Consider the following 23,832-nt stretch of genomic DNA (forward strand, 5'->3'; position numbering starts at 1 on the left):
CATGTTGCGTGCCGGACTGATGCTGCTCCTGGCCGCGAGCTTCGTCGGCGTCGTCGGCGCCGAGGAAGCCCGCTGGCCGTCTTGGGCGCATTTCCGCAATACCCTGATCAGTGATGACGGGCGTGTCATCGATCACTCCGACTCGCGCCATATCACCACCTCCGAGGGGCAGGGCTACGCGTTGTTCTTCGCCCTGGTCGCCGACGACCGCGACACCTTCCAGCAGCTGCTCGATTGGACCCAGAACAATCTCGCCAAGGGCGACCTGGGCGCCAGCCTGCCCGCCTGGCTATGGGGGGGCGATGCAGACGAAGGCTGGGGCGTGCTGGACGCCAACAGTGCCGCCGATGCCGATTTGTGGCTTGCCTATACGCTGCTCGAGGCCGGGCGTCTGTGGCAGCGTCGCGACTATCGCGTGCTCGGCACCCGCCTGGCCGCGCGCATCATCGACGAGGAAGTCGCCACCCTGCCCGGCTTCGGCCCGGTGCTATTGCCCGGACGCAGCGGATTCGCCGGCGACGGTCAGTGGCGGGTCAACCCCAGCTACCTGCCGCCGCAGCTGTTCGCCAGGCTCAGCGAGCTGGGCCCGCCCTGGCCTGAGCTCGCCGCCCGGGTACCGCGGCTACTGATCGGCACCGCCCCGCTCGGCCTGGCCCCGGACTGGGCCGCCTGGCAGGCTAACGAGGGCTGGCGGCCCGACCCCGAGCACGGCAGTCAGGGCGACTACGATGCGATCCGCGTCTACCTGTGGCTGGGCATGCTCGCCGACGAGGCCGCCGATCGCGAGGCGCTGCTCGCCCACTTCGCACCGATGCGTGAACTGATCGCCAAACTTGGCGCCCCCCCGGAATACGTCGACACAAACAGCGGAGCGCACCAGGGGCTCGGCAACAGCGGGTTCTCTGCCGCGATGCTGCCCTTTCTCGCCGCCACGCCGGGCGGGGACGCTGCGCTTGCCGTCACCCAACGGCGCCGGCTCGCCGCCGCCCCACCGGCAGACGACGCCTATTACGCACAGATCCTGACGCTATTCGGGCGCGGCTGGGACGAGGGACGCTATCGATTCGCCGCCGATGGTCGGTTGCAACCGGCATGGAGGTCGCCATGAGCCCCAGGCATCGCTGCGGATGGTTGCCTGTCTGCCTGCTACTGGCCGGCGTGACGCTGCCGGCGCTCGCCGCCCCGGCGACCGACACGGCGCCGCCGACGTCTGCGGCCACCCAGGCCATCTCGCCAAGCGACTGGCTATTGCAGCGGGTGCGCCTCGGCGAGGCCCGTCACGACGAATCGCTGGTCGACGAGGCACTCGACAAGCTCGACGCTATCGCTCCCGACGCCCCGGAGGTACTCGAGGCCCGGGTACGACGTGCGCTACGCAATGACGAGCGGCAACGAGCCAGCGACCTGGTCGAGCGCCTAGCCGAGGTAGCGCCCGATACTCGTGCCTACCGCATGGCCCTGCTCAATCTGTCGCTGAGCCGCCCCGATCGGCGCCAAGCACTGAGCCGGGCGCGGCTGCTGGCCGCTACCGGCCGGATCGAGCAGGCCAAGCAGGCCTATGACGAACTGCTCGCCGACGGCCTGCCGACACTGCCCCTGGCTCTCGAGTACTGGGAACTCGTCGCCCGACTGCCCGATGGTGAATCACGGGCGATTCAGCAACTCGAGAAACTCGACGAGCGCTATCCGCAAAGTCCGGAGCTGGGCTTTACCCTGGCACGGCTGTTGCTCGACGCCGGCCACGACGATGCCGCCTTCACGCGCCTCGAAAGCCTCGCCAGGCTGCCAGGGACGCGCCAGACGAGCGCCCGCATGTGGCTGGATGCATTGCGCGGCAGGCCGGCGAGCGCGGCCAATGTGGCCGCCTGGCAACGCCTCCTCGCCAGTTTCAGCGATACCGATTATGCCGGTGAGGCGCGCCAGATCCTGGCCCGCCAGCGTCAGCTACTCGAAGATCCCGGTTACCAGGCCCGTCAGCGCGGCCTGGCACGCTTCGAAGCACAGCGCGGCACCTCCGGCGAGGCCGATATACAGCGTGCGCTGACCGCTTACCCCGACGATATCGACCTGCTAGGCGCACTGGGTGTCATCCGCCTGCGCCAGGGCCGACATGCCCAGGCGTTGGCCCTGTTCCAGCGCGCACAGACCAACGACACCAGCGGTTTCAGCGGCGACAAGTGGCAAGTCTTGATCGATACCGCCCATTATTGGCTCGACATCAGCCGTGGTGACGCGGCTCTGGCCGGGGATCACCCACAACGCGCCGAACAAGCCTATCGTCGGGCCAGCCGACTGCAGCCTGGCTCGCCCGATGCCTGGCTGGGTCTCGGTGATATAGCTCGGCGCCGCGGCGATACTCTCTCCGCTGAACAGGCCTACCAACGGGCACGGCGCGTTTCCAGCGACGATGGCCGGGCGTTATCGCGGCTGGCCGAGCTTTATGCCAAGCAATCGCCTCAACGCGCGCTGGATTTCATCGCCTCGCTTCCCCCCGTTCAGCAACACGCGCTCGACGACACGAGCCGCCAACTGCGCGTAGCCCAACTGAGCGCCGCAGGCCAGCGCTTGGCCGAAGCACAGCAATGGTCGCAGGCCGCCGAGCGCTACGCCGAGGCCCGAGAGCTGTCACCCGCAGACGTCTGGCTGACCTACTCGCTGGCCCAGGCATTGCGCCAGGATGGTCGCCGACCACAGGCCGACGCCTCCTTCGCCGACCTGCTGGGACGTCTCGACGATCCCGCGACACGCGCCCAAGGCCAATACGCCCAGGCGCTGTATCTCGCCAGCGACGACCGCGACGATGCCGCGCTCGAAAGCCTCGCGCGCATCCCCGACGCCCGGCGTGATACCGACATGCGTGCGCTTGCCGCGCGTCTCGAGCGCCGCCAGTTGCTGGCGCGAGCCTCGACGCTGCGTGCCAGTGGCGACCCGGTGGCGGCGCGGGCCCTGCTCGAGACCCAGCCGGCGGATGTCGATTTTAGTCTGCAGCTTGGCGATTGGGCAGTGATCGATGGCGACCCGTACGTCGCCGAGCGGCACTATGAGCACGCGCTGACACAGGACCCGGATAATCTCCAAGCTCGGCTGGGGCTGATCGAAGCCACCCTCGCCACTGGCGGTGAAGATCGCGCACGATCCTTGCTTTCCCACCTGGAACTGCCCCCCGGTGCCATCAACGAACGCCGCCGTGCCGCCAATGCCTGGGCATCGTTGGGCGAGCCGTCACGCGCCGAGGCGCTGATCGCCGACCCGGCGACCAGCGAGGCCGCTACCGGAGACGCTCTTTACTGGCGCGACGCCGCGCGCATCGCCAGCGCCAATGACGCCCCCGCTGCAGCGCTTTCCCGCTACCGGCGCGGCATGGTCGCCGGTGGCCTGGGCAATAACGAATCGCTTGTCGACGATGGCGACTTCACCCGCGCGATGCGCCGTCACGAGGGCGACGATTGGCTGGCCAGCAGCCTGCGCCGCGAGGCCGCGGCGCTCTACCAGAAGCGCGATACCCGGATCCGTGCGGCGCATCAGGTGGCCAACGACGACGGCACCGACGGCGTCTCGTCGCTGACCACGACCACCGACATGCTCGAAGTCGACACCCCGTTCGGCGCGGGCCGCGGCTTCCTGCGCCTCGACCGGGTCGCCCTCGACGCCGGGCGGCTTGATCGCGACGCCGACGGCCTGAGCCGCGAGACCTTCGGCACCTGCGCGGTGGTGGGTTGCGAGGTCGGCGGCCCCCAGCGGGATCGTGGCGTCAGCGTGGCGCTGGGCTGGTACGACGAGACCTGGCGGATGGACATCGGCACCACGCCCTTGGGCTTCGCGGTCGAGGACTGGGTCGGCGGGCTGCAGTATTCGGGGGACGCCGGACCATTGTGGCTGACCGCCACGCTGTCGCGGCGCCCACTCGACGACTCGTTGCTGGCCTTCGCCGGTGCCGAGGATCCGCGCAGCGGGACTACATGGGGCGGCATCCGCGCCACCGGCGCGTCGCTGGGGCTGGGCTACGACCAGGGCGGGCCCAACGGCGTGTGGTCGAACTTCGGCGTGCATCACCTCGCCGGCGAGCGCGTTCCCGACAATACCCGGGTACAGCTGATGGGCGGGGTCTACCACAAGCTGATCAACGAAGAACATCGGCGCCTCAGCGTGGGTCTCAGCACTCTGATGATGCACTACAGCCGTGAGCTCGGCGGCTACTCGCTGGGCCAAGGGGGCTACTACAGCCCGCAACGCTACGCCTCGCTGTCGCTGCCGGTGAGCTACACCCAGCGTACCGGCGACTGGTCGTGGCAGCTCGACGCCGCGATCTCGCAGTCGTGGACCGACAGCGACGCCAGCGCACGCTACCCGCTGGGCGGCGACGCCATCGCCGGGCTGCCCGACGCCACCGCCACCCGCAGCGGCGGCAGCGGTGGCGGCTTCGGCTTCTCGCTGGGCGGGCGCGTCGAGCGGCGCCTCGCCGATCACTGGATCGCCGGGCTCGCCGTCAATTTGCAGCAGGCCGAGGACTACGCGCCCAACGGCTTCAACCTGTCGCTGCGCTACACGTTCGGCGCCTGGCAGGGCGATCTGGCGATGCCGCCCGAGACCCTCGAGCCCTATGCCGACTTCGACTAGCCACGCTAGTCGTCAAGGCCATGACCGTAGATTGCCGCGATCTTTTGGATCGTCGTCCCGAGCAACTAGACTGGACCCGGCAAGCCAGAGCTTCATAGAGAACCGCTAAAGAATTCTGCATAGAAGCGTCGCCTAGCCGCGACTTTCGAGACAAGGAGACCGTCATGGCCGATACCGCCCACTTCGTGGTCCTCGCCGAGTTCCGGATCAAACCGGGCCAAGTGCCCGCCTTCCTGGCACTCGCCCACAATGATGCCAACGAATCGCTGGCCAACGAGGAGGGCTGCCTGGCCTTCGACGTGCTGACCCCGGAGGGCAGCGAGGAGATCGTCGTGCTGCACGAGGTCTACCGCGACCGCGCCGCCTACGAACACCACCAGCAGATGCCCCACTACGCGCCCTTCAAGGAGGGCAGCGCGCCGCTGCTCGACGGCCAGCCGAGCGTGCGCTTCTTCTACACCGCGGTGCGCCCCGAATAAGCGAACGCCTCACCGCGTGCCAGCAAAGCGTGGGGATGGAAATGCAAACGGGCTTGCCGAATGGCAAGCCCGTCTTGTTTGAAGGTACAGCCTGAACCGAGCCGCTACGCTCAGCCGAGCCATGCCCGGGCGTTGCTGAACAGCCGCATCCAGGCGCCGTCGCGGGTCCACTCGGCCGGGCGCCAGGAATTGGTGACGGCCCGCGCCACCCGCTCGGGATGCGGCATCATGATGGTCACGCGCCCGTCCGGCGTGGTCAGCCCGGTCACCCCGGACGGCGAGCCGTTGGGGTTGGCCGGGTAGCGGGTGGTCACCTGGCCGTAGTTGTCGACGTAGCGCAGCGCAATCTGCTCGCTGCCCTGCATCGAGCGCAGGTGACCGGCGTCGCGGAACTCGGCGCGCCCTTCGCCGTGGGCCACGGCGATCGGCAGGCGCGAGCCTTCCATGCCGGCGAGCAGGATCGAGGGGCTCTTCTCGACCTGGACCATCGATACCCGGGCCTCGAACTGCTCCGACTCGTTGCGCACGAAGCGCGGCCAGTTAGCGGCGCCGGGAATCAGCTCCTTGAGCTGCGAGAACATCTGGCAGCCGTTGCATACGCCCAGCGCAAAGCTGTCGTCGCGGGCGAAGAACGCCGCGAACTGGTCGCGGGCGCGGGCGTTGAACAGCGCCGACTTGGCCCAACCGCCACCGGCGCCGAGCACGTCGCCGTAGGAGAAGCCGCCACAGGCGACCAGGCCCTGGAACGCGTCGAGGGTCACGCGGCCTTCGAGGATATCGCTCATGTGCACGTCGATGGCCTCGAAGCCGGCCTTGTCGAAGGCCGCGGCCATCTCCAGCTGGCCGTTGACGCCCTGCTCGCGCAGCACCGCCATGCGTGGCCGCGCGGTGTTTACGAACGGCGCGCCGATATCCTCGTCGACGTCGAACGTGGGTGTTGCCGATAGCCCCGGGTCGCGCAGGTCGAGCAGGTCGTCGAACTCGGACTTGGCACAGTCCGGGTTGTCGCGCAGCGCCTGCATGCGGTAGCTGGTCTCGGCCCAGGTGCGCTGGGTCAGCGCCCGGGTGGTCTCGAGCAGCGGCTCCTCGAACAGCGTCACGCGCACCTGGTCGTCGTAGCGCGGGCGGGCGATGACGCCACAGGTGTCGATGCCCGCCGCGGCAAACTGGGCGAGCACGAACTCGGTATCCTGACGGTCGACCTGGATCACCGCGCCGAGTTCCTCGGCGAACAGCGCGCCGGCTGCCTCGAAGCCGTCGTCGACCAGCCAGTCGAGCTTGATCTCGAGCCCGCCGCGGCCGGCGAAGGCCATCTCCAGCAGCGTCACCAGCAACCCGCCGTCGCTGCGATCGTGGTAGGCGAGCAGCTTGCCGTCGGCGTTGAGGCCCTGGATGACGGTGAAGAACGCCTTTAGATCCTCGGCCTCGTCGAGATCGGGGCAGACGTCGCCGACCTGGCCGTAGACCTGGGCCAGTGCCGAGCCGCCCAGGCGGTTCCGGCCGCCACCCAGGTCGATCAGGATCAGGTCGCTCTCGTCGCGATCCAGGCGCAACTGCGGGGTCAGCGTGGCCAACGCATCGGTGACCGGCGCGAAGCCGGTGACATTGAGCGTCAGCGGCGCAGTGATCGCCTTGTCCTCGGCTTCGTCGCCCTCCTGCCAGGCGGTGCGCATCGACATCGAGTCCTTGCCCACCGGAATGGCGATGCCCAGTGCCGGGCAAAGCTCCATACCCACCGCGTGCACGGCGTCAAACAGCGCCTGATTCTCGCCGGGATGGTCGGCGGCGCTCATCCAGTTGGCGGAGAGCTTGACGTCGGACAGCTTGGCGATCGGCGCCGCGGCGAGGTTGGTGATCGCCTCGGCGACCGCCAGCCGGGCGCTGGCCGCCGGGTCGATCAGCGCCACCGGCGGTCGCTCGCCCATCGCCATCGCCTCGCCGGCGTGGGTGTCATAACTCGCCGTGGTCACCGCACAGTCGGCCACCGGCACTTGCCACGGGCCGACCATCTGGTCGCGGGCGACCATGCCGGTGATCGAGCGATCGCCGATGGTAATCAGGAAACTCTTCGAGGCTACCGCCGGCAGGCGCAGCACCCGGTCGAGCGCCTCGCGCAGGTCGAGGTTGTCGAAGTCCGCGCCCGGCATCGGGCGCTCCTGGCGCGCGAATTCGCGCTGCATCTTGGGCGGCTTTCCGAACAGCACGCTCATCGGCAGGTCGATCGGCGTGCTGTCGAAATGCTCGTCGTGCACGGCCAGATGGTGCGCCTCGACGGCCTCGCCGACCACCGCGTAGGGGCAGCGCTCGCGCGCGCACAGCGCATCGAAGGCCGCCAGGTCGTCGGACGCCACCGCCAGCACGTAGCGCTCCTGGGCCTCGTTACACCAGATCTCCAGCGGGCTCATCCCCGGCTCGGCGTTGGGCACGTCACGCAGCTCGAAGCGCCCGCCACGGCCGCCGTCCTTGACCAGCTCCGGCAGCGCGTTGGACAGTCCGCCGGCGCCGACGTCGTGGATGAAGCGGATCGGGTTGGCATCCCCCAGCGCCCAGCAGCGGTCGATCACTTCCTGGGCGCGGCGCTCCATTTCGGGGTTGTCGCGCTGCACCGAGGCGAAATCGAGATCCTCGCTAGAGGCGCCGGAAGCCATGCTCGAGGCCGCCCCGCCGCCGAGGCCGATCAGCATCGCCGGGCCGCCCATCACGATCAGCTTGGCGCCGACCGGAATGTCGCGCTTGGCGACGTGATCCTCGCGGATGTTGCCGTAGCCGCCGGCCAGCATCACCGGCTTGTGGTAGCCGCGCCGCTCGATGCCGTCGACGCCCACCGCGTCCTGCTCGTAGCTGCGGAAGTAGCCGGCGAGGTTGGGCCGGCCGAACTCGTTGTTGAAGGCCGCGCCGCCGATCGGCGCCTCGAGCATGATGTCGAGCGCCGACTGGATGCGTTCGGGCTTGCCGTAGTCGAAGGCTTCCCAGGGCTGGACGAACTCGGGAATGCGCAGGTTGGACACCGCGAAACCGGTCAGTCCGGCCTTGGGCTTGCCACCGATGCCGGTCGCGCCCTCGTCGCGGATCTCGCCGCCCGAGCCGGTCGCCGCGCCGGGGTGCGGGGCGATCGCGGTCGGATGGTTGTGGGTCTCGACCTTCATCAGGATGTGGATGGGTTCCTGATGCGCCGCGTAGCTGGCCCGCGCCGCGCCGTCGTCGCCCACCAGCGGCGCGGCGAAGAAGCGTCCGGCCCGGCAGCCGCGAATTACCGCGGCGTTGTCGCTGTAGGCCGAAAGCACGTCGTCGCCGGACTGTTCGTGGGTGTTCCTGATCATCTGGAACAGCGAGTGCGGCTGCGCCTCGCCGTCGATCGACCAGTCGGCGTTGAAGATCTTGTGCCGGCAGTGCTCGGAGTTGGCCTGGGCGAACATCATCAGTTCGACGTCGCTGGGGTTGCGCTCCAGGTTGCGAAACGCCTCGACCAGATAGTCGATCTCGTCGTCGGCCAGCGCCAGACCCAGCTCGCCGTTGGCGGCCGCGAGCGCGGCGCGTCCGCCGCCGAGCACGTCGACCTGGCCGAGCGGCGCCGGGGCGCGATGCGCGAACAGCCTGGCCGCGTCGCTCGAATTGGCGAGCACCGATTCGGTCATGCGGTCGTGCAGGGTGTCGATGATCGCCTCGAAGGCCGCCTCGCTGAGCACGCCGTCGAGGGTGACGCGATAGGCGACGCCCCGCTCGATGCGCCGGACCCGGGTCAGGCCGCAATTGTGGGCGATGTCGGTGGCCTTGGACGACCACGGCGACAGCGTGCCGAGCCGCGGCACCACCAGAAACAGGTGACCGTCGCGCTCAGCCGCCGCCTCTTCCCGGGCGCCGTAGGCCAGCAGGCTGTCGAGCACGGCGCGCTCACCGGATGCCCAGTCGCCGTCGTGGTCCACGAAATGCACGTAGTCGGCGTGCAGCGTCTCGATTTCGGGGACCCGGGCACGCAACGCGGCCAGCAGCTTGGCATGACGGAAAGCGGAAAGGGCGGGCGCGCCTCTCAGTTCGAGCATGTCGAAAGAAGCCTCTGTGAAAGCCGAAGAATGGGCGCCGCGGGCGGCGACATTTGAATACCCATGATACTGGAAAGCCGCTCCTTCGAGAAATCCGTGGAATGGCGTCAGGTGACAGCTTCAGGGCCCCCGGGTATGGTGATGCGTCCACTGTTACCGACTGCTACGCATGCTCCAGGCTTTCGCCCGCCACCCGCGTCGATTCGTGTTCAGCGTGGTAGGCCTCGTGCTGTTTGGCTGGCCGGCTTCGAATCCGCCGCCCGAGGATTCGCTGCTCGAAGCTATCCGCGCCCGCGATTTTCTTCAGGTGGATACACGCAACACCCCGACTACCTACTATCAAGGCCGCCAGGGCCCGACCGGCTTCGAGTTCGAGCTGGTGCGGCGCTTCGCCGACCAGCTCGACGTCAGCCTGTCGCTGGACAGCGACGGCAACATCAACGACGTGCTCGACGCGGTGCGCAGCGGCAAGGCCGACCTGGGTGCCGCGGCGCTGCCGCTCGATCCGACCCTGCCCGGCGTTCATTTCAGTCGCGCGATCATGACCCTGCAACCGCTGGTGGTGTATCGCCGCGGGCTGCCGCCGATCGACGAGCCCGGCGACCTGCTGGGCCGCTCGATCGGGGTGATCAAGGGCTCCGGCGCCGGCCTGGTGCTACGCGAGCTCCAGCAGGCTTCGCTGCCCGAGCTGGGCTGGAAGGAGTCGGCCGATCTCGAGGTCGCCGACCTGCTGAGCCTGGTCGAGAACGGCGAGCTCGACGTGGCGGTGATCTACGCTCACCAATTCAAGCTCAACCGGGTATTCTTCCCCGGCATCGAGAACGGCTTCCTGCTCGGCGACCCGCTGAGCCTGGCCTGGGCGCTGCCCGCCGACCGGGGGCTGGGCCTTTTGCAGCGCGTCAATCGCTTCCTCGACGAGATGCAGGCCGACGGCACGCTCGCCGCTCTCGACGAACGCTATTTCGGTCACGACGACTACCTGGAATACGTCGGCGCGCGGACCTTCATCCAGCAGGCCAATGCGCGCCTGGACATCTACAAGGACGAATTCCTCGCCGCCGCGCGCGAGACCGGGTTCGACTGGAAGCTGCTCGCCGCACTGGGCTATCAGGAATCGCACTGGAAGCCCCAAGCGACCTCGCCCACCGGGGTGCGCGGATTGATGATGCTCACCCAATCGACCGCCGAGCAGGTGGGCGTCGGCAATCGGCTCGACCCGGCGCAGAGCATCAGCGGCGGGGCGCGCTACCTGAAGAGCGTCAAGCAGCGCCTGCAGGGGGAGATCGAGGAACCGGACCGCACCTGGATGGCGCTGGCCGCCTACAACGTCGGCCTCGGTCATCTCTACGACGCCCAGAAGATCGCCGAGATGCGCGGCGGCGACCCCTACGCCTGGGCCGACGTGCGCGAGGCGTTGCCGCTGCTGCAAAAGCGCGACTGGTATTCGCGGGTGCGCCATGGCTACGCCCGCGGCGGCGAACCGGTGATCTACGTCCGCAACATTCGCCGCTACTACGAGATCCTCAACTACATCGAGCGCAGTCAGCAGCAGTTCTTCCAGCTCAATCAACGCGAACCCGGCGAGGACGACGGCTCCCTGTTCAATGTGGTGCCGCCGGTGCTGTGAATTCGCGGGTACGCTTCCAACGCCACGAACGGTTACTATTGCCCGTGTCCGGTATCGACTGCCCGAAAACGACATAGCCACCGTCCAGAGTGGCGCGCCTTGCATGGCGCAAGGGCGTGCGTCATAGGCGCGCGCTCCGCTCAAGTCCGCTTCGATTCCGACACCACCCGGCGCGCCCGCCGGGGATCATTCATGAACGCAAGGGAAGATCATGATGCGACGTGCCCTACTCGCCGCCGTAATGGCCGGCAGCGCACTGTTGGCCGGCTGCGGCCAGGACGCGGCGGAGGCGCCGCTGGCCCACGTGCCGGCCGATACGCCGTTCCTCTTCGCCAGTCTCGAAACGGCCGACGAGAAGACCCTCGAAGCCGCCATGGCGTCGTCGAATGCCTCGCTGGCGACCCAGCGCAGCGAGCTGCGCCAACTCGCCGAGGAGCTGCGCAACAACGACGAAGCCGAACCGCTGGCCAACGTGCTCGAGGCGCTCGCCGACGAGCTGGTCGACAAGTCCAGCTATCAGCAGGTCGCCGAGCAGATCGGGGTCGACATTGGCGGCCTGAGCGCCTTCTACGGACTCGGCCTGAGCCCGGTGCTGCGCCTGAGCGTGAGCGATGTCGAGCGTTATCGGGCCTTCCTCGATCGCCTTGCCGAAGCCTCCGGCCAGCCGTTCGAGGAGCAGCGCCGGGGCGACCAGCAGTATCGCCGCATGCGCTTCGGCGAGCTGCCCCTGCAGCTGTTGAGCGCCGTCGATGGAGAACAGGCGGTGCTGGCGCTCGCGCCCAGCGAGTTGGACGACGCCACCCTGCAGCGCCTGGTCGGTGACGCCCTGCCGGAGAAAAGCGTGCAGGACACCCAGCGGCTCAGCAAGCTCGCCGACGACAAGGGCTACCTGCCTTATGGATTGGGCTATGTCGACATGACGCGCCTGGCGAAGCTGCTCACCGGTAGCGAAGACCCGATGATCAAGGCCTTCCGCTCGCTCGCCGAGCAGGCCGAGGGCCAGACTCCCCCGCCGGTCCCGGCGAGCTGCCGCGAGGATGCGGCACGCTTGGCGACACGCATGCCGCAGCTCAGCGCCGGCTACACCACGCTCAATGCGGAACGCACCGAGCAGCGCTTCGACGTGGCGCTGGCCGCCGACATCACCGCGCCGTTCGCCTCGCTGGTTTCGCCGGTACCGGGGCTGGGCGCCGACTCCCTGGAAGCGCCCTTCGATCTGGCAATCGCGCTGCCCATGAACGACCTGCGCGATCTGCTGATCCAGCAGGTCCAGCACGTGCGTTCGGCGCCGTTCGGCTGCCCCGCGTTCGCCGAACTCAACGGCGAGCTGGACGAGCTCGGCCGCCAGGCGAACATGCTGGCCATGCCGCCGTTCGGCAGTCTGCGCGGCATGCGCCTGGTCATCGATGAGTTCGCGATGCCCGAACAGGGCGGCCAGCCCACTATCAAGGGCTCGCTGCTGGTGGCGTCCAGCGATCCCGGCGGACTGCTGGCGATCGGCCAGACCACCTTGCCCGGGCTGGCCACGCTGGCGGTTCCCAGCAATGGCGAACCGACCCCGCTGCCGCCGCAACTTACCGCGATGATGGGCGGTGCGCCGGCCTGGCTGGCGATGACCGACAAGGCGCTCGGTGTCGCTACCGGCGAGGGCGAACAGGCCGCGCTCAAGACGCTGCTGCAGGGCCAGGACGGCGAGGCCGGCGAGCTGATGCACCTCAAGCTCTCCGGCGACATGTACGCCAAGTGGCTGAAGCTGGCCGACGCCTTCGGCGGCCTCGCGGGCAACGACGCCGCGGCGCTCGAGGAGCAGCTCGCCGACATGCGCGCGCAGTTCGAGCGCATCGACGACGTCGTGGTACGCATGCGCATGAACGATGACGGGCTGGTCATCGACAACCGCATCGACTGGAAGCAGTAAGCCCGCTTACCCCGGGCGCCCCTGGCGCTCGGGGACCTCGCCTCACTTCTCGGCTGCCTGGCCCGCGGCATCGCGTCCGTCATCCGCTAGCGTTGCGCCCTCGCGGCGCTCGGTAAAGAACGCCTGCAGCAGGCGTCGCGCCTGCACGGCCAACAGCCCGCCCTCTACCGCCACGCGGTGATTGAACCACGGCTGGGCGAACAGGTTGGCACGCGATTCGACCATCCCGGTGCGCGGCTCGGCGGCGCCATAGACGACCCGCGCCAGGCGCGCGTGGATGATCGCCCCGGCGCACATCATGCACGGCTCGAGGGTCACGTAGAGCGTACAGTCGTCGAGACGATAGTTGGCGAGTCGCTCGGCCGCCTCGCGCAGTGCGCGGATCTCGGCATGAGCGCTCGGGTCGTGGCCGCTGACCGGCGCGTTGAAACCGATTCCGACGATCTCCCCGGCCGCATCGACCACCACCGCGCCCACCGGCACCTCGCCGGCGGCCTGGGCGGCGCGCGCCTGATCGAGGGCACGATGCATGTAGTAGCTGTCGCTGCGCATAGTGGGTGTCTCGGGTATCCTGTCGTGCCGCCCATACTACATGTGCAGCTCATACGTAGGGAGACAACGCATGTCACAAGCACTCGATGGCCTGGTCCAGTTGCTGGGCATGGAAATGCTCGAGGAGAACCTGTTTCGCGGCCATAGCCAGGACCTGGGCTTTCCCCAGTTGTTCGGCGGCCAGGTGCTTGGCCAGGCGCTTTCGGCAGCCAGCCAGACGGTCGACCCGGCGCGCCGCGTGCATTCCCTGCACGGCTACTTCCTGCTCGCCGGCGACGCCCACCATCCGGTGATCTATCAGGTCGACCGGGTCCGCGACGGCGGCAGCTTCGCCACGCGCCGGGTCAGCGCGATCCAGCACGGCAAGACGATCTTCTTCTGCAGCGCCTCGTTCCATATCGACGAAGCCGGTTTCCATCACCAGCCGACGCGCCCGCCGGTGGCCACCCCCGACGAGCTGATCGCCGACGGCGCCAAGCCCGAACGCTTCGCCGGGCACCCGATCGAATTCCTGCACCTGCCCGATGTCGGCGAGGACGGCACGCCGCAAAAGCGCCTGTGGTTCCGGCTCGCCGGCGAGCTGCCCGACGACGCCACGCTGCACCGCTACCTGCTCGCCTACAGTTCGGATTTCAACCTGCTGACCACCAGCCTGATCTCCCACGGCACCTATTTCGGTGACCCGCGGCTGCGCATCGCCAGCCTCGATCACGCGCTGTGGTTTCACCGCGACGTGCGCATCAACGATTGGCTGCTCTACGCCATGGACAGCCCCTGGGCCGGCGGCGGGCGCGGCTTCGCCCGCGGCAGTATCTACGACCGCGACGGCTATCTGGTCGCCTCGTCGGCCCAGGAGGGACTGACGCGCCTCAAGGACGCCTGACCGAACGCGGGGGCCGCAGGATCGCGCCACAGGCGCTACGCTTTCATCGAGTGCTATCCACTATTATCAGTAGCCTTTCTAGCTCACAGGACTGGATAATACGATGAAAACCATGAGAAACCCCGCCTTACTGCTGACCGCTACCGCCCTAGCCCTCAGTCTGGCCGGGCCAGCCAGCGCCGCCGGCAACGAGACAGCGACGATCAAGCATGACGAGATACAGCGCCTGCTCAAGGCACACGCCGAGCAGGTCCCCGCGGATTTCGACAGTTTCCTCAAACAGGTCAAGAGCGAGACCGACAACGCCGCCTTGCAGACCGCCATCGACGGCTACCTGCAGGACAAGCCGCTGGAAGGCGCCGACTTCGTCAACGTCTATCGGCTGCTGGGCCTCTACACCCGCCTGCACTACGGCGACGACGTGATCGCCCTGCTCGACGAGATGGTGGCGATCAATACCGCCAAGCATGGCGACACGCCCCAGCACCAGAACCCCGGCATCAAGCGCTTCGGCGAACTGATCAAGGCCAAGGCCGACGCCTTCGGGCTGGAATTCCGCAACATCGACAACCGCATCTTCGAAGTGAAGCTGCCCGGCAGTACGGACGAGGACTTCGGCATCCTCACCCATGGCGATACCGTTCCCGCCGCCGAGAGCTGGACCCTGGATGATGGTGCGCAGCTCGATCCGTTCGAGATCACCCGCAAGGACGGCAAGCTCTACGGGCGCGGCACCGAGGACGACAAGGCCTCCATCGCCGCGGCGCTGTATGCCATGAAAACCATCAAGGAGAACGACGTTCCCCTGAAGCGCACCATCCGCCTGATGATCGAAACCACCGAGGAGACCGGCGGCGAAGGCTTCGAGTATTACAAGCAACGCAACGAACTGCCGGCCTATAACATCGTCCTGGATAGCGGTTACCCGGCGGTCATCGCCGAGAATGGCTTCGGTACCATCGACGCTTACTTCCCGCGCGAGCAGGGCGACGGTGACGGCCCGCTAATCACCGAGATCACCGGCGGCCTGGCGACCAACCAGATTCCCGCCACCTCCGTGGCCACCATCGAGGCCGAGGATCCCCAAGCGCTGAGCGAGACGCTCAAGGCCCAGGGAGAGGCCTACACCAAGGCGCACGGCGGCGACTTCCAGGTCACCAGCACGGTCGAGGACGATTCGGTGAAGCTCACCGTCAAGGGCAAGTCCGCCCACTCCTCGAAGCCCGACTCGGGAGTCAACCCCGTGCCGCGCCTGGCCGGGTTGCTGGCGGCATCCGGCGTGCCCTTCCAGGACAATCACTACACCGCGGCTATCGAGTACATTAATGCCAACTACGGACTGGATTATCACGGCGATAAACTCGGTGTCGCCTACAGCCACGATTTCATGGGCCCACTGCTGATCTCGCCGACCTACCTGGAATTGAGCGACGACGGGCTACGCGTCGCCGTCAACGTGCGTGCTCCCGCCGGCGAGCGCTCGCCGGAGGAACTGGCCAAGACCATCCGCGAGAAACTGGTCGCCTACGCCGAAAAGACCGATACCGACATGCAGGTCGAGGTAGAGATCAGCGACTGGATGCTGCGCGATCCCAAGGGCGCCTGGCTGCAGACCCTGCTGAACATCTTCGGCGACACCACAGGGCTGCCCGCCGATCCGGTCTCCTCGGCCGGCAGCACGACCGCCAAGCTGTTGCCCAATGCCATCAACTTCGGCCCCTCCATGCCGGGCGAGGACTATACCGGTCACACCTCGGAGGAGTTCAAGAAGGTGGACAACCTGATGCTGGACATCCAGATGTTCACCGAGATGTTCGCGCGTATCGGTAATCAGGAGCGTCTTGACTGATGCATCCGGCCGCCGCCGTAGACTGCCTCGGTCTCGGTTAATCAGGCATGCAAAAACCCCACGCCGGCCTCGACCGGGTGGGGTTTTCTTTGAGCGACTCACTGCCTCACGGGCCCTGCTCGAGGAGCGGCCTAGGCCTTTATTCAGCCGGCCTTCAGCGTGTCCATGTCGATCACGAAGCGATAGCGCACGTCGCCTTTCTGCATCCGCTCCCAGGCGGTGTTGATGTCCTTGATGTCGATCATCTCGACATCGCAGGTGATGCCCTTCTCGGCGCAGAAGTCGAGCACTTCCTGGGTCTCGGGGATGCCGCCGATCAGCGAGCCGGCCAGCACGCGGCGCCGGAAAATCAGGTTGACCCCCTCGACGGCGGGTTCGAGCGGCTGCAACTGGCCGACCAAGATGTGCGTGCCGTCGTACTTCAGGGCCTGCAGGTAGGGATTGACGTCGTGCGGCACCGGCACGGTGTCGAGCATGAAGTCGAAGGTCTCGGCGACCGCCGCCATCTGCTCGTCGTCGGTGGAAACCACGACGTGATCGGCGCCGTTGCTCCGGGCCTCGTCGACCTTGCTTTCCGAACGGGTGAACAGCGTGACCTCGGCGCCGAAGGCCTTGGCCAGCTTGACGCCCATGTGGCCCAGACCGCCCATGCCGATGACGCCGACCTTGTGGCCCGGCTTGACGCCGTAGTGCTTGAGCGGCGAGTAGGTGGTGATCCCGGCGCACAGCAGCGGCGCGGCCGACTTGAGGTCGATCCCCTCGGGCATGCGCAGCACGAAGCGCTCGCTGACCACGACCTTGTCGGAATAACCGCCCTGGGTGAGGCTGCCGTCGTGACGGTCCGGGCTGCCGTAGGTCATGACGAACCCTTCGGCGCAGTACTGCTCGAGGCCGTCGTTGCAGGCCTGGCAGTGGCGGCAGGAATCGACCATGCAACCCACGCCGACCAGATCGCCTTCCTTGAAGTTGCTGACTTCGCTACCCACGCCGGTCACCCGACCGACGATCTCGTGGCCCGGCACCACCGGATAGGAGGCCATGCCCCAGTCGTCGCGGGCGAAGTGCAGGTCACTGTGGCAGACACCACAGTAGAGGATGTCGATGGCGACATCGTCGGGGCGCGGCGCGCGGCGGTCGAAGGCGTACGGTGTCAGCGGAGATTCGGCGGAATGCGCGGCGTAACCCTTGGCTTGCGACATGAAAGACTCCTTTTTCAACAGGCAGCATCGACCGCCGAGCGCGGTCGATGACTCATCAAAGAACGCTTCCAGTGTGGTCGCTGCCCGCCGCATAGGCCATGCTCGATCCTGCTCGATGCATGCTCGATACTGCGCAATCACAGCCGATCAGGCATGCCTGCAAGCTTTTCATGTGCCCGATGTTATGATGGTGACAAACGCCTGAATGAGAGGAAAGCATGGCCTCTGCCGCCCATCACGCCGCCACGCTGGACGCGGCCGCCCCGACTGCCGATCTCGGTCGGCGCATGGCCGCGCTGATCACTCCGCTGGTCGAGGGCGAAGGGTTCATGACGACCCGCCTGCCCGGCGTAGAGCTTTTCACCAGTTGCCACGGCCAGCCGCGCACACCGCTGATCTACGACCCCTGCCTGATCGTCGTCGCCCAGGGCGGCAAGGTCGGCTATCTCGAGGATCGAATCATTCATTACGGTGCCGGCAATTACTTGATCCAGGCCCTGCCGCTGCCCTTCGAATGCGAGACCCTGGCCAGCCCCGAGCAGCCGTTGCTGGGGGTCATGGTGCGCCTCGACCGGGTGATGCTCGGCGAACTGGCCCGCGCGCTACCCACCACTCGCGGCGACGACGAAAGCCCCTCGCCGATGGCCGCGGTACCGATGAACCCGGCCATGGGCGACAACGTGCTGCGCCTGCTGGAATGCCTGCACGACCCGTTGCTCGCCGACACGCTGGGCGGCGGACGCATTCGTGAAGTGATCTTCGAGGCGCTGCGTGGCCCCCAGGGCAATTCGCTGCGCCGCTTGATCCGCGAGTCCGGCAAGTATGCCCAGATCGCCGACGCCCTGGCCTTTCTCCATCAACACTACACCCAGCCGCTGACGGTCGACGCGCTGGCCCGGCAGGTCAACATGAGCGCCTCGCACTTCCATCATCATTTCAAGCACACCACGCGGCTGGCGCCGATGCAGTACTTGAAGCGCCTGCGGTTGCTCAAGGCGCGCGCGCTGCTCGGCCAGCACCAGCACAGCGTATCCCGTGCCGCCAACACGGTGGGCTATCAGAGCGCCTCGCAGTTCAGCCGCGACTACAAGCGCTACTTCGGCGTACCGCCGGTCAGCGAGCGTCGCCGCCCGGCGCTCGGTTGAGCGTCAGATCAACGCCCACACCCCTTGCACGAAATAGAAGCCGCCGATCAGGGTGACGATCCAGCGCGTCCAGTAGCGGAAATTGGCGTCGGTGAGGCGACGCAGGAGGCCGTTACCGGCGCGCGTGCCGAGGATCGCGAACGGCACCGCCAACGCCACCACGCCCCATTGCCCGCCACTCAGGGCGAGTGCCGAGCCGGCATAGAAGACGATCTTGATGGCGTGCGCGATCACCTGGACCGCCGCCTTGGTGGCGACGATCTGACGCCGGTCCATGGCGGTGCGAATGAAGAACAAATCGATGGTCGGCCCCGAGACGCCGGCGGCGATGGTCAGCCCGCCGGCGACGATGCCGCAGCCGAAGGCATGGCTGGGTCGCGCCGCGTCGAAGTGGAACCAGGCCTTGGGGATCCACACCAGGATCGGCATCACGCCGATCAGCAGCGAGACGATCGCGGTATTGGGGTGATAGCCGACCAATGCCAGCGCGATCGCCGAAAGCGCCCCACCCGAGGCGATGATCGCAACGATCCGTGCGTCGATGTAGTGGCGCGAGAACCATGCCCGGGAGGCGTTCGAGCACAGCTGGATGACCCCGTGCACGACGATCGCCACACTCGCCGGCAGCGCCAGCAGGAGGAACCACAGCAGGATCAGACCGCCGGCCATGCCGAAGATACCGGACAGCAGGGCGGTCAGGAAGACGATGGCGAAGAACGCCAGGGCGATGAAAGGCGACACGATAATCAGGCCAGCAGGTAATTGAGTTGGCGCATTTTCGCACAGTTAGTCTGCATAGAGCTCGGCCGGGGCTTGGGCAGCGCCAACGTAGCGTTTACGGCCGGCACCACAAAGGTTTTGCGCCGCGTCAGGCAGACGGATACGGTAAAGGCTTCGGTGGATCCGCCCGCGTGCGGCAACGGCATCACGGTAATGGACGATACCCAGTGTGGAACGAGCCCCTGCACGCATGACTCGCCTCGATGGCCCCGCAGCGACCGCGGACGACGCGTTCCCGACACAGGAGAACGACGCCGGCCAGTTGAGCGACAAGGAACTCGCCCGGCTGGGCCCGGCGATCGACGACACCCTCGCCCGCGGCCTGAGCTGGTTGCGGTTCAGCCCCGCGCTGGAAACCCTGTTCGAGCTCGAGACCAGCGCCGCGCGCGCCCGTCAATTGATCATGGGCGGTTGGCTGGCGGTGATTCTCTACAATGCCTTCCTGTTCACCGACTACCTGATGCTGCCGGACATCTTCGAGACCGCCGCGCTGATCCGGGTCGCGGTGATCACGCCATTGACGCTGCTGTTCATGGCGGCGCTTAAATGGGGAGTCAGGCCGCTTACCCGCGAGGCCCTGGAAGCACTAATCATCCTCGTCTCGGCGTCGAGTCTGATCGTGCTGCTGTCGCTCAGCGAAGCGCCCTCCTCGACGTACTATCACAGCGGCCTGGCGCTGTTCATCATCTACGGCAACGTCGTCGTTAGGTTGCGCTTCTGGTATGCCCTGGCCACCTCGCTGGCGATCGTGGCCCTCTACACGGCGGTGCCTGGCTCGGTGGTGAACTTTCCGCCCAACGTACGCCTGGTCAACGTGATTACCGTCGGTTCCTGCGCCGCGTTCACGCTATTCGCCAACTACGCGCTCGAATACGACCTGCGGCGCAGCTACCTGGATAGCCTGTGTGAGCGGGTACGACGTGCCAAGCTCTCGGTCAGCAATCGCGAACTGACCCGTCTCTCGCACTCCGACCCGCTGACCGGCATCGCCAACCGCCGCGAGCTCGACCGATACCTGAGAGACCTGCAACAGTCGCCGCAGTACCCGGCCGTTGCCGCGATCGCCTTCGATATCGATTATTTCAAGGCCTACAACGACCTCTACGGCCACCCCGCCGGGGATCACTGCCTGGCCCAGGTGGCGTTGATTCTCCACGGACGGCTGGCGCGCAACATCGATCTGGTGGCACGCACCGGCGGCGAGGAATTCGTCGTGCTGCTGCCCGGCGCCAGCCAGACGGCCGCGCTGGTAATTGCCGATGGCCTGCGCCAGGCGATCGAGGACGCCGCGATCCCTCATGCGGCCTCGCCGGTAGCCTCGGTGGTCACCCTGAGCGCCGGGGTCGCCCAGGGTTCGTTCAAGAATGCGCCCCATGCGGTGCTGGCCGGCGCCGATGCCGCGCTCTATCGGGCCAAGCTGGCCGGGCGCAACCGCACCAGCGACTGACCGGACGACCGGCCTCGTCGAACCGGCGCGCTTAGCTCTGCTCGCCAGCGTCCAAGGGCTTGTACATCACCAGGGCGTCGACGAAGCCATGGCGGGGATGCCTAAAGGCGCCGGGCAGACGACCGGCCTCGGCGAAGCCATGGCGCTGCCACAGCCGAATCGCGCCTTCGTTGGTGGCGACCACCAGGTTGTACTGCATCGCCCGGAAGCCGAGTTCACGCGCCCGGCGCTGGGAGTGCTCGCACAGTTGCCCGGCGATGCCCCGCCCGCGGGCGTGTTCGGCGACGACGTAGCCGCAGTTGCAGACATGCTCGCCCTGCCCGGGCTGGTTGGCCTTGATGTAATAGCTGCCCAGCACCGTCGCCCCCTCGACGGCGACGAAGGTCGCCGCCGGCGCCTCGATCCACTGCGTCCGCGCTGACTCCTCGTCGATGTCGGTCGGGTAGGCGTAGGTCTCGCCGGCGCGAAAGACCGGCTCGAGGATCGACCAGACGCCCGCCCAGTCGTCCGGCTCATAGTGACGAATCGTGATCATGATCTCCTTCCCGCTTCGGGTACGGCCTAACGCCGTGACGAGACATTACTTAGGCCAATATGCGCCGCTCATGCAACTCGCCGAGGCCGGCCACTCGTGCGGCTATCCAGCCCAGGCCCTTCCACCTTGGTAGCACACGGAGGACTTATCCGTTAAGCTGCAGACCCGCTGCCCCGCCGGTTTCCGGCCCCATCCCGCAGCCACCGAGAGAATTCATGAGCTTTGCTTCCCTGGGACTCTGTGCCCCGTTGATGACCGCCGTGGCCGAACAGGGCTACGACACGCCTTCGCCGATCCAGGCCAAGGCGATCCCCGCCGTGCTCGAAGGGCGCGACGTGATGGCCGCCGCCCAGACCGGCACCGGCAAGACCGCCGGTTTCACCCTGCCGCTGCTCGAACGGCTCAAGGACGGCGAACGCGCCCGCCCGCGCCAGGTTCGCGCGCTGGTGCTCACCCCGACCCGCGAGCTGGCCGCTCAGGTCGGCGAAAGCGTCGCCACCTACGGCAAGCACCTGCCGCTCAGTTCGGCGGTGATCTTCGGCGGGGTCAAGGCCAACCCGCAGATCGACGCGCTGCGCCGCGGCGTCGACGTACTGGTCGCCACCCCCGGCCGGCTGCTCGACCTGTTCGGCCAGAAGGCGGTATCGTTCGACCAGCTCGAAGTGCTGATCCTCGATGAAGCCGACCGCATGCTCGACATGGGCTTCATCCACGATATCCGCAAGATCCTCAAGGTGTTGCCCGCCAAGCGTCAGACCTTGATGTTCTCGGCGACCTTCTCCAACGAGATCCGCCAGCTCGCCAAGGGCCTGGTCAACGACCCGGTGGAGATCTCGGTGACCCCGCGCAACGCCGCGGCCACCACCGTGACACAGTGGGTCTGCCCGGTGGACAAGAAGCGCAAGCCGGCGCTGCTCAGCCACCTGATCCAGGAGCGCGAGTGGCACCAGGTGCTGGTCTTCACCCGCACCAAGCACGGCGCCAACAAGCTGACCCGCTACCTGGAGGGCGCCGGCATCGAGGCCGCGGCAATCCACGGCAACAAGAGCCAGAACGCCCGTACCAAGGCGCTCAGCGGTTTCAAGTCGGGCGAGATCCGGGTGCTGGTCGCCACCGATATCGCCGCTCGCGGGCTGGATATCGATCAGTTGCCCCAGGTGGTCAACTTCGAGCTGCCCAACGTCGCCGAGGACTACGTGCACCGCATCGGGCGCACCGGGCGTGCCGGCGCCAGCGGTCAGGCCGTGTCGCTGGTCTCGAGCGACGAAAGCAAGGAACTCGCCGGCATCGAGCGGCTGATCAAGCAGAGCCTGACCCGCACGCCGATCGCCGGCTTCGAGCCGGGCCAGCCGGGCAGCGCGGCGGACGAACCGGCCGAGGACGAGCGTCCACGCCAGCCGCGCAACGATAATGCCCGTCGCGGCACCCGCAAGCCCGCCGGCCAATCGCGCGGCTCTTCCGATAAGCCGGCCGGCGAACGTCCACGCCGGCGGCGCGGCGGACGCGGCCGTGGGCGCCGCGCCAACCAGGGCGAGTGAGCTGATTCAGCCGCCGGTAATCCGGGTCAACGCCAGACGTTGACCGCCGGCGCGCTGGCGAAGTCCGAGCGCTGCGGCCCGACGATGCAGAAGCGATGCCCGGTGGGTGCCTGCATCACCACCCACCGGGCCAGCCTTTCCACCACGCTGGCGCCCAGCGCCTGCATGCGCGCCACCTCGGCCTCGATGTCGTCACTCTCGATGTCCAGATGCACCCGGCTCGGGTGGCTGACCTGCTGGATAAGTATCTGCGGCTGGTCGGCGGGGGTGTCCAGCCTTGTATAGCGGCCGTCGGTCTCGGCGATCTCGTAACCCAGCGCCTGGGACCAGAAGTAGGCCGCTTCGTTGACGTCGTTCTGACCGTCGACGACCAGACACGCCAATCGGCTCTTGTGCATGACAGCGCTCTCCATCGCGGGGGTACTCATCACTATAGCGCCCCCCTGCCAAAACCTTGCTTGCTCAGTCGTCGTTGGAGGCCGGTGGCTGGCAACAGCCACGGGCGACACCGTGCGACAGCCGGATATGATCGTCGAGCAGCGCCCGCGCGGCGCCAATGTCGCGGCTCAGTGCCAGCTCGACCAGTTCGCCATGTTGACGGTCGAGCATCTCGCGCACCGCCGGATTGGGCGGCGCCAGACGTCGGTAGCGATCGAACTGATCATGTAACTGCTCGATGAAGCGCAGCAGCCAGTGCGAACCGCACGAAGCCAGCAGCGCCCGGTGAAAGCGCAGGTGCGCCTGCTCCCACTCTTCCACCCGCTCGGGGTGCTCGTCGGCGCGACGCAGGCGATGGTGCGCCGCCAACAGCTGTGACTCCCACTCCGGATCGCCCGCCTGAAACGCCTGGGTCAGCGCCATGCATTCGAGCTGTGCGCGCAGCCCGGCGATGTCGTCGAGCTCCTCGAGGCGCATCGCCGGCACCCGGAATCCACGCTGGTTGACCTGCTCGAGCAGGCCATAGGCCGCCAACCGGTTGAGCGCTTCGCGCAGCGGGCTGAGCCCGACCCGGTAATGGTCCTTCAAGGCGCTGATGGCGAGCTTCTCCCCCGCCGCAAAACGCCCGCGGATCAAGTCCTGCTTGAGCGTCTCGAAGATTCGACTCGAGGCCATGTCGCGACTGGGGGATGGCGATGCGGTCATGGCGTGATTCCCATACAGGTTGTCAAAGTTGGCGACGATTGGCGGTTTCGACGCGCGATCTCGATGTGGTGCCCCAGCGC

The 23,832-nt window shown here is 67.3% G+C and carries 17 protein-coding genes; 10 read left to right on the forward strand and 7 right to left on the reverse strand.

What is annotated here, in order from left to right; translation table 11 throughout:
* The first annotated feature begins 1 nt into the window (after position 1).
* The 3 genes from bcsZ (at position 2) to R6258_RS09420 (ending at position 5,096) form a co-directional block, all read left to right on the forward strand.
* On the forward strand, positions 2 to 1,108 hold the full coding sequence (gene bcsZ, locus R6258_RS09410) for a cellulose synthase complex periplasmic endoglucanase BcsZ (protein ID WP_318449490.1): 1,107 nt from the start codon (positions 2 to 4) through the stop codon (positions 1,106 to 1,108).
* On the forward strand, positions 1,105 to 4,617 hold the full coding sequence (gene bcsC / locus R6258_RS09415; RefSeq protein ID WP_318449492.1) for a cellulose synthase complex outer membrane protein BcsC: 3,513 nt from the start codon (positions 1,105 to 1,107) through the stop codon (positions 4,615 to 4,617). The genes bcsZ and bcsC overlap by 4 nt, the downstream gene beginning before the upstream one ends.
* 164 nt (positions 4,618 to 4,781) lie before the next feature.
* Positions 4,782 to 5,096 (forward strand): putative quinol monooxygenase, encoded by a 315-nt coding sequence (locus R6258_RS09420; RefSeq protein ID WP_318449494.1) that lies wholly within the window; start codon positions 4,782 to 4,784, stop codon positions 5,094 to 5,096.
* Between the two features lie 110 nt (positions 5,097 to 5,206).
* Here the strand turns inward: R6258_RS09420 and purL are convergent, their stop codons facing one another.
* Positions 5,207 to 9,136 carry a phosphoribosylformylglycinamidine synthase gene (gene purL / locus R6258_RS09425; RefSeq protein ID WP_318449496.1) on the reverse strand — a complete coding sequence of 1,310 codons (3,930 nt, stop codon included), beginning with the start codon at positions 9,134 to 9,136 and terminating at the stop codon, positions 5,207 to 5,209.
* A 169-nt stretch (positions 9,137 to 9,305) separates the two neighbouring features.
* Between purL and mltF the strand changes: the two genes are divergently transcribed.
* Positions 9,306 to 10,763 carry a membrane-bound lytic murein transglycosylase MltF gene (mltF, locus tag R6258_RS09430; RefSeq protein WP_318449499.1) on the forward strand — a complete coding sequence of 486 codons (1,458 nt, stop codon included), beginning with the start codon at positions 9,306 to 9,308 and terminating at the stop codon, positions 10,761 to 10,763.
* Positions 10,764 to 10,974: 211 nt separating this feature from the next.
* Positions 10,975 to 12,681: a hypothetical protein gene (locus R6258_RS09435; protein WP_318449501.1), complete on the forward strand. Its 1,707-nt coding sequence runs from the start codon at positions 10,975 to 10,977 to the stop codon at positions 12,679 to 12,681.
* 42 nt (positions 12,682 to 12,723) lie between these two features.
* Here R6258_RS09435 and tadA read toward each other — a convergent pair whose 3' ends face one another.
* Positions 12,724 to 13,233: a tRNA adenosine(34) deaminase TadA gene (gene tadA / locus R6258_RS09440; protein WP_318449502.1), complete on the reverse strand. Its 510-nt coding sequence runs from the start codon at positions 13,231 to 13,233 to the stop codon at positions 12,724 to 12,726.
* Between the two features lie 70 nt (positions 13,234 to 13,303).
* Between tadA and R6258_RS09445 the strand changes: the two genes are divergently transcribed.
* Positions 13,304 to 14,116: an acyl-CoA thioesterase II gene (locus R6258_RS09445; RefSeq protein ID WP_318449504.1), complete on the forward strand. Its 813-nt coding sequence runs from the start codon at positions 13,304 to 13,306 to the stop codon at positions 14,114 to 14,116.
* Positions 14,117 to 14,219: 103 nt separating this feature from the next.
* Positions 14,220 to 15,965, forward strand: a complete 1,746-nt coding sequence (locus R6258_RS09450; RefSeq protein ID WP_318449506.1) for a dipeptidase — start codon at positions 14,220 to 14,222, stop codon at positions 15,963 to 15,965.
* Between the two features lie 143 nt (positions 15,966 to 16,108).
* Here R6258_RS09450 and R6258_RS09455 read toward each other — a convergent pair whose 3' ends face one another.
* Entirely contained in the window at positions 16,109 to 17,164 is a 1,056-nt protein-coding gene (locus R6258_RS09455) for an NAD(P)-dependent alcohol dehydrogenase (protein WP_318449508.1), read from the reverse strand.
* 218 nt (positions 17,165 to 17,382) lie between these two features.
* Between R6258_RS09455 and R6258_RS09460 the strand changes: the two genes are divergently transcribed.
* Positions 17,383 to 18,309: an AraC family transcriptional regulator gene (locus R6258_RS09460; protein ID WP_318449510.1), complete on the forward strand. Its 927-nt coding sequence runs from the start codon at positions 17,383 to 17,385 to the stop codon at positions 18,307 to 18,309.
* A 3-nt stretch (positions 18,310 to 18,312) separates the two neighbouring features.
* Here the strand turns inward: R6258_RS09460 and R6258_RS09465 are convergent, their stop codons facing one another.
* The gene (locus tag R6258_RS09465) at positions 18,313 to 19,050 is read right to left on the reverse strand and encodes a TSUP family transporter (protein WP_318449512.1); all 738 of its coding nucleotides are present in this window, start codon (positions 19,048 to 19,050) and stop codon (positions 18,313 to 18,315) included.
* A gap of 229 nt (positions 19,051 to 19,279) precedes the next feature.
* Between R6258_RS09465 and R6258_RS09470 the strand changes: the two genes are divergently transcribed.
* Entirely contained in the window at positions 19,280 to 20,536 is a 1,257-nt protein-coding gene (locus R6258_RS09470; protein WP_318449515.1) for a diguanylate cyclase, read from the forward strand.
* 31 nt (positions 20,537 to 20,567) lie between these two features.
* On the opposite strand, the gene R6258_RS09475 is transcribed toward R6258_RS09470, so the two are convergent.
* Complete coding sequence (locus R6258_RS09475) at positions 20,568 to 21,071, reverse strand: GNAT family N-acetyltransferase (protein WP_318449517.1); 504 nt, start codon at positions 21,069 to 21,071, stop codon at positions 20,568 to 20,570.
* A 215-nt stretch (positions 21,072 to 21,286) separates the two neighbouring features.
* On the opposite strand from R6258_RS09475, the gene R6258_RS09480 reads away from it, so the two are divergent.
* Positions 21,287 to 22,609 carry a DEAD/DEAH box helicase gene (locus R6258_RS09480; RefSeq protein WP_318449519.1) on the forward strand — a complete coding sequence of 441 codons (1,323 nt, stop codon included), beginning with the start codon at positions 21,287 to 21,289 and terminating at the stop codon, positions 22,607 to 22,609.
* A 26-nt stretch (positions 22,610 to 22,635) separates the two neighbouring features.
* On the opposite strand, the gene R6258_RS09485 is transcribed toward R6258_RS09480, so the two are convergent.
* Both R6258_RS09485 and R6258_RS09490 read right to left on the reverse strand, forming a co-directional pair.
* On the reverse strand, positions 22,636 to 23,007 hold the full coding sequence (locus R6258_RS09485; RefSeq protein WP_318449521.1) for a VOC family protein: 372 nt from the start codon (positions 23,005 to 23,007) through the stop codon (positions 22,636 to 22,638).
* Positions 23,008 to 23,071: 64 nt separating this feature from the next.
* Entirely contained in the window at positions 23,072 to 23,752 is a 681-nt protein-coding gene (locus R6258_RS09490; RefSeq protein ID WP_318449523.1) for a GntR family transcriptional regulator, read from the reverse strand.
* Positions 23,753 to 23,832 lie beyond the last annotated feature (80 nt).

It is taken from the genome of Halomonas sp. HP20-15 (assembly GCF_033446685.1).
Lineage (GTDB): Bacteria > Pseudomonadota > Gammaproteobacteria > Pseudomonadales > Halomonadaceae > Modicisalibacter.

What these genes read in the sequence shown, in the direction of transcription:
- bcsZ (WP_318449490.1), top strand. Translation starts at nt 2, where the DNA reads ATGTTGCGTGCCGGACTGATGCTGCTCCTGGCCGCGAGCTTCGTCGGC.
- bcsC (WP_318449492.1), top strand. Translation starts at nt 1,105, where the DNA reads ATGAGCCCCAGGCATCGCTGCGGATGGTTGCCTGTCTGCCTGCTACTG.
- R6258_RS09420 (WP_318449494.1), top strand. Translation starts at nt 4,782, where the DNA reads ATGGCCGATACCGCCCACTTCGTGGTCCTCGCCGAGTTCCGGATCAAA.
- purL (WP_318449496.1), bottom strand. Translation starts at nt 9,136, where the DNA reads ATGCTCGAACTGAGAGGCGCGCCCGCCCTTTCCGCTTTCCGTCATGCC.
- mltF (WP_318449499.1), top strand. Translation starts at nt 9,306, where the DNA reads ATGCTCCAGGCTTTCGCCCGCCACCCGCGTCGATTCGTGTTCAGCGTG.
- R6258_RS09435 (WP_318449501.1), top strand. Translation starts at nt 10,975, where the DNA reads ATGATGCGACGTGCCCTACTCGCCGCCGTAATGGCCGGCAGCGCACTG.
- tadA (WP_318449502.1), bottom strand. Translation starts at nt 13,233, where the DNA reads ATGCGCAGCGACAGCTACTACATGCATCGTGCCCTCGATCAGGCGCGC.
- R6258_RS09445 (WP_318449504.1), top strand. Translation starts at nt 13,304, where the DNA reads ATGTCACAAGCACTCGATGGCCTGGTCCAGTTGCTGGGCATGGAAATG.
- R6258_RS09450 (WP_318449506.1), top strand. Translation starts at nt 14,220, where the DNA reads ATGAAAACCATGAGAAACCCCGCCTTACTGCTGACCGCTACCGCCCTA.
- R6258_RS09455 (WP_318449508.1), bottom strand. Translation starts at nt 17,164, where the DNA reads ATGTCGCAAGCCAAGGGTTACGCCGCGCATTCCGCCGAATCTCCGCTG.
- R6258_RS09460 (WP_318449510.1), top strand. Translation starts at nt 17,383, where the DNA reads ATGGCCTCTGCCGCCCATCACGCCGCCACGCTGGACGCGGCCGCCCCG.
- R6258_RS09470 (WP_318449515.1), top strand. Translation starts at nt 19,280, where the DNA reads ATGACTCGCCTCGATGGCCCCGCAGCGACCGCGGACGACGCGTTCCCG.
- R6258_RS09475 (WP_318449517.1), bottom strand. Translation starts at nt 21,071, where the DNA reads ATGATCACGATTCGTCACTATGAGCCGGACGACTGGGCGGGCGTCTGG.
- R6258_RS09480 (WP_318449519.1), top strand. Translation starts at nt 21,287, where the DNA reads ATGAGCTTTGCTTCCCTGGGACTCTGTGCCCCGTTGATGACCGCCGTG.
- R6258_RS09485 (WP_318449521.1), bottom strand. Translation starts at nt 23,007, where the DNA reads ATGCACAAGAGCCGATTGGCGTGTCTGGTCGTCGACGGTCAGAACGAC.
- R6258_RS09490 (WP_318449523.1), bottom strand. Translation starts at nt 23,752, where the DNA reads ATGACCGCATCGCCATCCCCCAGTCGCGACATGGCCTCGAGTCGAATC.